Genomic DNA, 7,721 nt, shown 5'->3' on the forward strand with positions numbered 1-7,721 from the left:
ATTGCCGCCTCCAGCGGCCACATTTGTTTCATCGAGGAAATCACAGTGGAAGCACTGCATCAGAAGATTCGCGAAGAAGGCATCGTGCTTTCCGACCAGGTACTCAAAGTCGACGCGTTTCTCAACCACCAGATCGATCCGGCGCTGATGCAGCTGATCGGTGACGAGTTCGCCCGCCTGTTTGCCGACGCGGGCGTGACCAAGATCGTCACCATCGAAGCCTCGGGCATTGCCCCGGCGGTGATGACTGGCCTGAAGCTGGCCGTGCCGGTGATCTTCGCCCGCAAGCACCAGTCGCTGACCCTGACCGAGAACCTGCTGACCGCCTCGGTGTATTCCTTCACCAAACAGACCGAGAACACCGTTGCCATCTCGCCGCGTCACCTCAACAGCAGCGACCGCGTGCTGGTGATCGACGACTTCCTGGCCAACGGCAAGGCGTCGCAGGCACTGATCTCGATCATCAAGCAGGCCGGCGCCACCGTCGCCGGCCTGGGTATCGTCATCGAGAAGTCGTTCCAGGGCGGCCGTGCCGAGCTGGACAGCCAGGGTTACCGCGTTGAATCGCTGGCCCGGGTGAAGTCGCTGGAAGGTGGTGTGGTCAGTTTCATCGAGTAAGGCCGCACCGCGCACTGTGTAGGAGCGGGTTTCCCCGCGAATGCGATTTCGAATGTGCCATCGCATTCGCGGGTGAACCCGCTCCCACAGGGGACGGTGTGCCTCTGGATTTATCTTGTAGCCTGTAAACCCGCCAGCAACAACCGCTGATATAGCTCTTCCTTTAACCCCTGCGGCTGATCCAGCTGCATCCGCAGCAGATGCTGCTCATACCCCTCCGGCCCCGGCGCATCCAGCGCGGCCTTGCCCAACTCCAGCACCTCGCTCAGCTTGAACTTGCTCTTCAACCAGTTCAGCGCCCGCAGCAAATCCCGCTCTTCAGCGGTAAAGTCCGTACCCAGCGGATACTCCGGGAACAACCGCGAGTGCCGCGCCCTGACCGCCTCCAGCCGCTGCGGCGTGTTGTCGGTAAAGCGCGCCTCCAGTTGAAAATCCCTGGCCAGCTTGCCGGCGTCCTTTGCCTGCTCGATCAGCCCCTGCTGGAACCGCGAATCACAGACCGCCAGCAACCGCGCAATCACCTCACTGTCGGTCTGCCCACGCAGGTCGGCAATGCCGTACTCGGTCACCACGATATCGCGCAAGTGCCGGGGGATGGTGCAATGGCCATAGTTCCACAACAGGTTCGAGGTCACCTCCCCGCCCGCCTCACGCCAGCTGCGCAGCAGCAGGATCGAACGCCCGCCCTCCAGCGCATGGCCCTGGGCGACGAAGTTGTACTGCCCGCCCACGCCGCTGAGCACGCGACCGTCTTCCAGCTGGTCGGCCACCCCGGCGCCAAGCAGGGTCATGCCGAACACAGTGTTGATGAAGCGCGCATCGCGGCGCTGGCGGCGCTTGAGTTCCTCCTGCCCGTACAGCTCGTTGATGAAACTGATACGCGTCATGGCAAACCGTGCGCGCTGTTCCAGCGGCATGTCGCGCAAGCGCTGGTAGAACGCCTGCGGGCCGAGAAAAAAACCACCATGCAGTATCGCGCCCTGCTCATCCGCCGGCTGTCGCAGCAGGCCTGCGTCGGCCAGCACCAGCAGGCCGTTGACGAACATCTCGCTACAGCCGTACAAGCCCTGGGCGAAGGTATTCAGGCCCCCTTCCCGCTCGATCAGCGCTTGCCACGGGCCGATATCCAGCTCCTCGAGCACGGCACGATAGCCGGCGTTGTCACCCTGGCGCGCCAGCAGTGCAGCGGTTACCGCGTCACCCATGGCACCAATGCCGATCTGTAACGTGCCGCCGTCGCGCACCAGGCTGCTGGCGTGCAGGCCGATGCAGTGGTCCTGGGTGTTGACCGGCATGTTCGGCGTGGAGAACAGGCGGCGTTGCTCGGCTGCATCGATCAGCAGGTCGAACGCATCGATGGGTAGCTCGGCGTCACCTGGCATGTAAGGCAGCTCGGCATGCACCTGGCCGAGCATGAGGATGGTCTCGCCGACGGCGCGGCGCTTGGCGATCATCGGCAGCAGGTCGAGGGTGATGTCGGGGTTGCAGGCCAGGCTCAGGTGCACCGGCTTCTCGGGCGTGGCAGCCACCAGCTGGGCGATCAGGTTCAGGCCCTTGGCGTTGATGTCGCGCGCGGCGTGGCTGTAGTTGCTGCTGATGTAGCTCTGCTGCGCGGACGCGCTGTGCAGCAAGCTGCCGGGCTGCATGAAGAACTGTTCCACACGGATGTTCGGCGGCAGGCTGTCGTTGCGCAGGTCGGCGAGGTAAGTGAGCTCTTCGTAATCGGCGAAAACGCGCTCGACGAAGGGCTCCAGAAAGCGCCGCTGCAGGCCATCACCCAATGATGGGCGGCCGAGGGACAGGGCGGTGTAGATGGTCAGTTGCCGCTCGGGAAGCTCGCGCACACGGGCATAGAGGGCGTTGACGAAGGCATTGGGCTTGCCCAGGCCCAGTGGCAGGCCCATGTGGATGTGGGATGGCAAGCGCGCCAGGGCTTGCTCGACAGCCTGGTCGATGGAGCAGAGGTGCATCGGGGCCTCCTGAGACATCCATGGGTTCAGGGGTTGGACATGGCTTCAGGCGGGTTGGTTGCCTGTGCCGGCCTCTTCGCGGGTAAACCCGCTCCTACAACAATCAGCTGTTGTGCCTAGATCGTTGTAGGAGCGGGTTTACCCGCGAAGAGGCCGGCACAGGCACCACAAAAACAAAGCCCGCCATCAACGGCGGGCCTCATGCAATTCAGCTGTTTCTCACAGCCCGGACATTTTCTTGATCGCCCCTTTCAGGTCGTCATCCGAGCAATCCGCGCAGGTGCCTTTCGGCGGCATGGCGTTGATGCCGGTAATGGCCTTGGCCAGGATGCCGTCGAGGCCGCCCTGGTGGTCGGCACGTTCTTTCCACGCTGCGGTATCGCCAATCTTCGGCGCGCCGAGCAGGCCGGAGCCATGGCAGGCATTGCAGTGCTTGGCGATGATCTCGTCCGGCGTCTTGGCACCACCGCCACCTGCGGCGGCGGCCACTTCCATGCCTTTGCACTCCTGGCCCTGGACGCACACCTGGCCAACCGGCTCCAGGCGCTTGGCGATGTCATCATTGGTCGCAGCGGTTGCGCTCATTGCCCAGAGGGCGAATACGGCTGCTGGTACGGCCAGCATCTTCTTGATTTGGTTCACGCGAACACCCTCATGGTGGCTAATCACGCTCGCGGCCACGGATCGGCGAGCGTTGAAAAGTATAGCGGGAACCCGGAGGCCGTGAAACGACCCTACACGGGAAAGGGGTATTGCCGAATCAATGCACTGCGCTGGATCAAAAGTTTGAAGGCGTCGCCGCACTGATCAACCGCGCCGGCCGGTCGAACGGGTTGCGAAAGCGGTGCGGCCGGGTGCTTTCGAAGTAGTAGCTGTCGCCCTCTTCAAGGATGAAGATCTCGTTGCCGACCACCAGCTCCAGGCGGCCTTCAAGCAGGATGCCGGTTTCTTCGCCGTCGTGGGTAAGCATTTCGGCCCCCGTGTCGGCACCCGGTGGGTACACCTCGGTGAGAAAGGCGATGGCACGGTTGGGGTGCGACTTGCCGACCAGCTTCATGGTCACCGCACCGTCGGAGATATCGATCAGCTCATGGGCCTTGTAGACGATCTGCGTGGGGCTTTGAGGTTCCAGCTCGACCGAGAAGAACTCGACCATCGACATGGGAATGCCGCTCAGCACCTTGCGCAGCGAGCTGATCGACGGGCTCACGCTGTTCTTCTCGATCATCGAGATGGTGCTGTTGGTCACGCCGGCACGCTTGGCGAGTTCACGCTGGGACAGGCCCTTGAGCTTGCGGATGGCTTGCAGTCGTTCGCCGACGTCCAAAGCTGGAGCCTCCTGAAACGGTGGAATGGGGGGTGGATGTGAACGATATCATGGCAATGCCGTTCAGTATTTACAACACACCGCCCCTCAACCTGTCCGCTTCAGCGTGTCATTCGCCGGTGTAGTCCCGCGGTACGCGCTTCAGGTTGCAGAAAATCTGGTAGGGAATGGTACCCGCGTGCGCGGCCACTTCACTGGCCAGCACCTGCTTGCCCCAGAGTTCGACCGGGCTGCCGACGGTGGCTTCCGGCACGTCGGTCAGGTCAATGCTGAGCATGTCCATCGACACCCGGCCGATCAGCTGGGTGCGCTTGCCGGCAACCAGCACCGGGGTACCGTTGGGCGCCTGGCGCGGGTAGCCATCGGCATAGCCCATGGCGACTACGCCAACGCGGGTTGGCCGTGGGCTGACGAACTTGGCGCCATAGCCCACCGGTTCGCCGGTGGGCAGCTCGCGCACGCTGATCACCCGCGATTGCAGGGTCATCACCGGTTGCAGGCGTTCGGCCTCGGCTTGGGCGACTTCGAATGGCGTGGCGCCGTACAGCATCAGGCCCGGGCGTACCCAGTCGCTGGGTGCCTGCGGCCAACCCAGCACACCCGGCGAGTTGCGCAGGCTGCATTCAGCGGCCAGGCCTTGGCGAGCAGCCTCGAACACCGCGATCTGCTGGGCGGTGGCGTCGGCATCCAGCTCGTCGGCGCGGGCGAAGTGGCTCATCAGCACGATGCGTGCGACCTTGCCACTGGCCAGCAGGCGCTGGTAGGCCTCGTGGTAATCCTTGGGGTGCAGACCAACGCGGTGCATGCCGCTGTCGAGCTTGAGCCAGATGGTAAGCGGCTTGTGCAACTGAGTCTTTTCAATCGCTTCCAGCTGCCACAGCGAGTGCACCACACACCACAGGTTGTGCTCGGCGATCAGCGCCAGTTCACTGGCTTCGAAGAAGCCTTCGAGCAGTAGCATCGGGCCCTTGATACCGGCAGCGCGCAACTCCAGTGCCTCTTCGATGCAGGCCACGGCAAAGCCGTCGGCTTCGGCCTCCAGGGCCAGCGCGCAACGCACGGCGCCGTGGCCGTAGGCGTCGGCCTTGATCACGGCGAGGGCTTTGGCACCGGTCAGTTCAAGGGCCAGACGGTAGTTGTGGCGCAGGGCCTGGAGGTCGATCAGGGCGCGGGCGGGTCGCATGGCGGCTGCCTTATGGTGGTTCGGGTTGAAAACGGTGTCGGGTTCTTCGCGGCTAAAGCCGCTTCCACAGGGGACCGCACAATGTCCGGGGGTATGCAACCCCTGTGGGAGCGGCTTTAGCCGCGAAGAGGCCGGTACAGGCTATTACTGCTGGTGAGCCGGCGCAGTCTGCCCGTGCTTGGCCACTTCCGGGCGGTTGCCATAACGGGAAATGTCCAGGCCTTCGGCACTGATCTGCGGCTTCTTGCGCGCAATCAGGTCGGCCAGCAGGCGACCGGAACCGCACGCCATGGTCCAGCCCAGGGTACCGTGACCGGTGTTCAGGAACAGGTTGCGGAACGCCGTGGCACCGACGATCGGCGTACCGTCCGGGGTCGCCGGGCGCAGGCCGGTCCAGAAGCTTGCCTGGCTCAGATCACCGCCGCGAGGATAAAGGTCGTTGACGATCATCTCCAGCGTTTCGCGCCGACGCGGGTTCAGCGACAGGTCAAAACCGGCGATTTCAGCCATGCCGCCGACGCGGATGCGGTTGTCGAAACGGGTGATCGCGACCTTGTAGGTCTCGTCGAGAATGGTCGAAGTCGGAGCCATGTCGCCGTTGGTGATCGGCACGGTCAGCGAGTAGCCCTTCAGCGGGTACACCGGGGCCTTGATGCCCAGCGGCTTGAGCATCTGCGGCGAGTAGCTGCCCAGCGCCAGCACGTAGCGGTCGGCGGTTTCCAGCTTGCCGTCGATCCACACGCCATTGATACGGTCACCTGCGAAGTCCAGGCGCTGGATGTCCTGGCCGAAGCGGAACTCCACGCCCAGCTTCACGGCCATTTCGGCAAGCTTGGTGGTGAACAGCTGGCAGTCGCCAGTCTGGTCGTTGGGCAGGCGCAGGGCGCCGGCCAGGATGTCCTTGACGCCAGCCAGGGCCGGTTCGACGCGGGCAATGCCGTCGCGGTCGAGCAGCTCGTAAGGCACGCCGGACTGTTCCAGCACGGCGATGTCCTTGGCCGCAGCATCTACCTGAGCTTGAGTACGGAACAGCTGGGTAGTCCCCAGGCTGCGGTTTTCGTAGGCAATACCGGTTTCGGCGCGCAGTTCGTCGAGGCAGTCACGGCTGTACTCGGACAGGCGCACCATGCGCTCCTTGTTCACCGCATAACGGCTGGCGGTGCAGTTGCGCAGCATCTGTGCCATCCACAGGTACTGGTCGACGTCGCCGGTGAGCTTGATGGCCAGGGGCGCGTGGCGCTCCAGCAGCCACTTGATGGCCTTCAGCGGCACGCCCGGGGCGGCCCAGGGCGAGGCATAGCCGGGCGAGATCTGGCCAGCGTTGGCAAAGCTGGTTTCCATGGCCACCGCCGGCTGGCGATCGACCACCGTTACTTCGAAACCTTGCCGGGCCAGATAGTAGGCACTGGCGGTTCCGATCACACCGCTACCAAGTACCAGAACTCGCATCGTTTTATCCCTCGCACGCGGCGCGCCGCAGACTTTTATTGAAATGGCATGAATGCGCGCAGTATAGGAATTTGATGGCAGTGCAATTCACTATATAAAAGCCTATTATTGGCGAGAATTCTCGGCAAAATCGCCTTTCACGGAGTGGCATCCCCTATGAGAACCCAGCACCAGAGCAAGCGTGAACTGGACAAGATCGACCGTAACATCCTGCGTATCCTGCAGAATGACGGGCGTATTTCCTTCACCGAACTGGGCGAGAAAGTCGGGCTTTCCACCACCCCTTGCACCGAGCGGGTCCGCCGCCTGGAGCGCGAGGGCATCATCATGGGCTACAACGCCCGCCTGAACCCGCAGCACCTCAAGGGCAGCCTGCTGGTGTTCGTGGAAATCAGCCTGGACTACAAGTCGGGCGACACCTTCGAAGAGTTCCGCCGTGCGGTGCTGAAGCTGCCCCACGTACTGGAATGCCACCTGGTATCGGGTGACTTCGACTACCTGGTGAAAGCGCGTATTTCCGAGATGGCCTCGTACCGCAAGCTGCTCGGCGACATCCTGCTGAAGCTGCCACACGTGCGCGAATCGAAGAGCTACATCGTGATGGAAGAGGTGAAGGAAAGCCTTTGCCTGCCGATCCCGGACTGAAGTCAGACCAGTACCTGGCGGGTGGTGGCAATGAACTGGTGGACCAGCTGCTCGGCAGCGGGCTCGATCATCTGTTCAGGGCCACGGCCACGCGGGCAGGCCATACGTGGGGTGGTACCGAACAGGCGGCAGATCATCGGGCGCTCTTCATACACCGTGCAGCCGTTGGGGCCCAGGTGCACACAGTCCAGGCGCTCCAGAGCGGCATCCTGCTCGGCCTGGGACTTGCGCGGCAGGCGGGCCATTTCTTCCGCCGACGTGGTGACCGGGCCGCAGCAATCGTGGCAGCCGGGTTCACACTCGAAAGAGGGGATGAGTTCGCGCAGGAAGTGGATCTTGTGGCGGTTGCAGGACATGGCGGGTACAGAGCAAATAATTTGGGTGGATTATAGGCCCATTCGCGGGTAAACCCGCTCCCACAGGATTGTGGATGCATCAGGCACTACGCTGTCCCTGTGGGAGATTCTATGGCCGAAGGCAATTTCTCAGTAGAACCGTCTTCGGCCTCTTTCAGCAATCTCCAGGCACA

General features: G+C 63.0%; 8 protein-coding genes. 2 read left to right on the top strand and 6 right to left on the bottom strand.

Annotation, left to right across the window (positions count from 1 at the left end; translation table 11 throughout):
* The first annotated feature begins 45 nt into the window (after window positions 1-45).
* A complete protein-coding gene (locus FQ664_RS25465; RefSeq protein WP_144175743.1) occupies window positions 46-618 on the top strand; it encodes a xanthine phosphoribosyltransferase in 573 nt (190 codons plus the stop codon).
* A gap of 110 nt (window positions 619-728) precedes the next feature.
* On the opposite strand, the gene FQ664_RS25470 is transcribed toward FQ664_RS25465, so the two are convergent.
* From FQ664_RS25470 to dadA, 5 genes are all read right to left on the bottom strand, one after another.
* Window positions 729-2,588 (bottom strand): acetyl-CoA hydrolase/transferase C-terminal domain-containing protein, encoded by a 1,860-nt coding sequence (locus FQ664_RS25470; protein WP_144175744.1) that lies wholly within the window; start codon window positions 2,586-2,588, stop codon window positions 729-731.
* A 219-nt stretch (window positions 2,589-2,807) separates the two neighbouring features.
* A complete protein-coding gene (locus tag FQ664_RS25475) occupies window positions 2,808-3,212 on the bottom strand; it encodes a c-type cytochrome (RefSeq protein WP_038408395.1) in 405 nt (134 codons plus the stop codon).
* Window positions 3,213-3,366: 154 nt separating this feature from the next.
* Complete coding sequence (locus FQ664_RS25480) at window positions 3,367-3,915, bottom strand: cupin domain-containing protein (protein ID WP_144175745.1); 549 nt, start codon at window positions 3,913-3,915, stop codon at window positions 3,367-3,369.
* 109 nt (window positions 3,916-4,024) lie between these two features.
* Window positions 4,025-5,098 (bottom strand): alanine racemase, encoded by a 1,074-nt coding sequence (gene alr / locus FQ664_RS25485; RefSeq protein WP_144175746.1) that lies wholly within the window; start codon window positions 5,096-5,098, stop codon window positions 4,025-4,027.
* 144 nt (window positions 5,099-5,242) lie between these two features.
* Window positions 5,243-6,547 carry a D-amino acid dehydrogenase gene (gene dadA, locus FQ664_RS25490; protein ID WP_144175747.1) on the bottom strand — a complete coding sequence of 435 codons (1,305 nt, stop codon included), beginning with the start codon at window positions 6,545-6,547 and terminating at the stop codon, window positions 5,243-5,245.
* A gap of 156 nt (window positions 6,548-6,703) precedes the next feature.
* On the opposite strand from dadA, the gene dadR reads away from it, so the two are divergent.
* Window positions 6,704-7,192 carry a transcriptional regulator DadR gene (dadR, locus tag FQ664_RS25495; RefSeq protein ID WP_003258963.1) on the top strand — a complete coding sequence of 163 codons (489 nt, stop codon included), beginning with the start codon at window positions 6,704-6,706 and terminating at the stop codon, window positions 7,190-7,192.
* A gap of 2 nt (window positions 7,193-7,194) precedes the next feature.
* Here dadR and FQ664_RS25500 read toward each other — a convergent pair whose 3' ends face one another.
* The gene (locus tag FQ664_RS25500) at window positions 7,195-7,548 is read right to left on the bottom strand and encodes a YkgJ family cysteine cluster protein (RefSeq protein WP_144175748.1); all 354 of its coding nucleotides are present in this window, start codon (window positions 7,546-7,548) and stop codon (window positions 7,195-7,197) included.
* Window positions 7,549-7,721: the final 173 nt, after the last annotated feature.

Origin of the sequence: Pseudomonas persica (assembly GCF_900291015.1) — a bacterium.
Lineage (GTDB): Bacteria > Pseudomonadota > Gammaproteobacteria > Pseudomonadales > Pseudomonadaceae > Aquipseudomonas.

Coding starts and splice junctions, on each gene's coding strand:
- FQ664_RS25470 (WP_144175744.1), bottom strand. CDS start 2,588: ATGCACCTCTGCTCCATCGACCAGGCTGTCGAGCAAGCCCTGGCGCGC.
- FQ664_RS25475 (WP_038408395.1), bottom strand. CDS start 3,212: ATGCTGGCCGTACCAGCAGCCGTATTCGCCCTCTGGGCAATGAGCGCA.
- alr (WP_144175746.1), bottom strand. CDS start 5,098: ATGCGACCCGCCCGCGCCCTGATCGACCTCCAGGCCCTGCGCCACAAC.
- dadA (WP_144175747.1), bottom strand. CDS start 6,547: ATGCGAGTTCTGGTACTTGGTAGCGGTGTGATCGGAACCGCCAGTGCC.
- dadR (WP_003258963.1), top strand. CDS start 6,704: ATGAGAACCCAGCACCAGAGCAAGCGTGAACTGGACAAGATCGACCGT.
- FQ664_RS25500 (WP_144175748.1), bottom strand. CDS start 7,548: ATGTCCTGCAACCGCCACAAGATCCACTTCCTGCGCGAACTCATCCCC.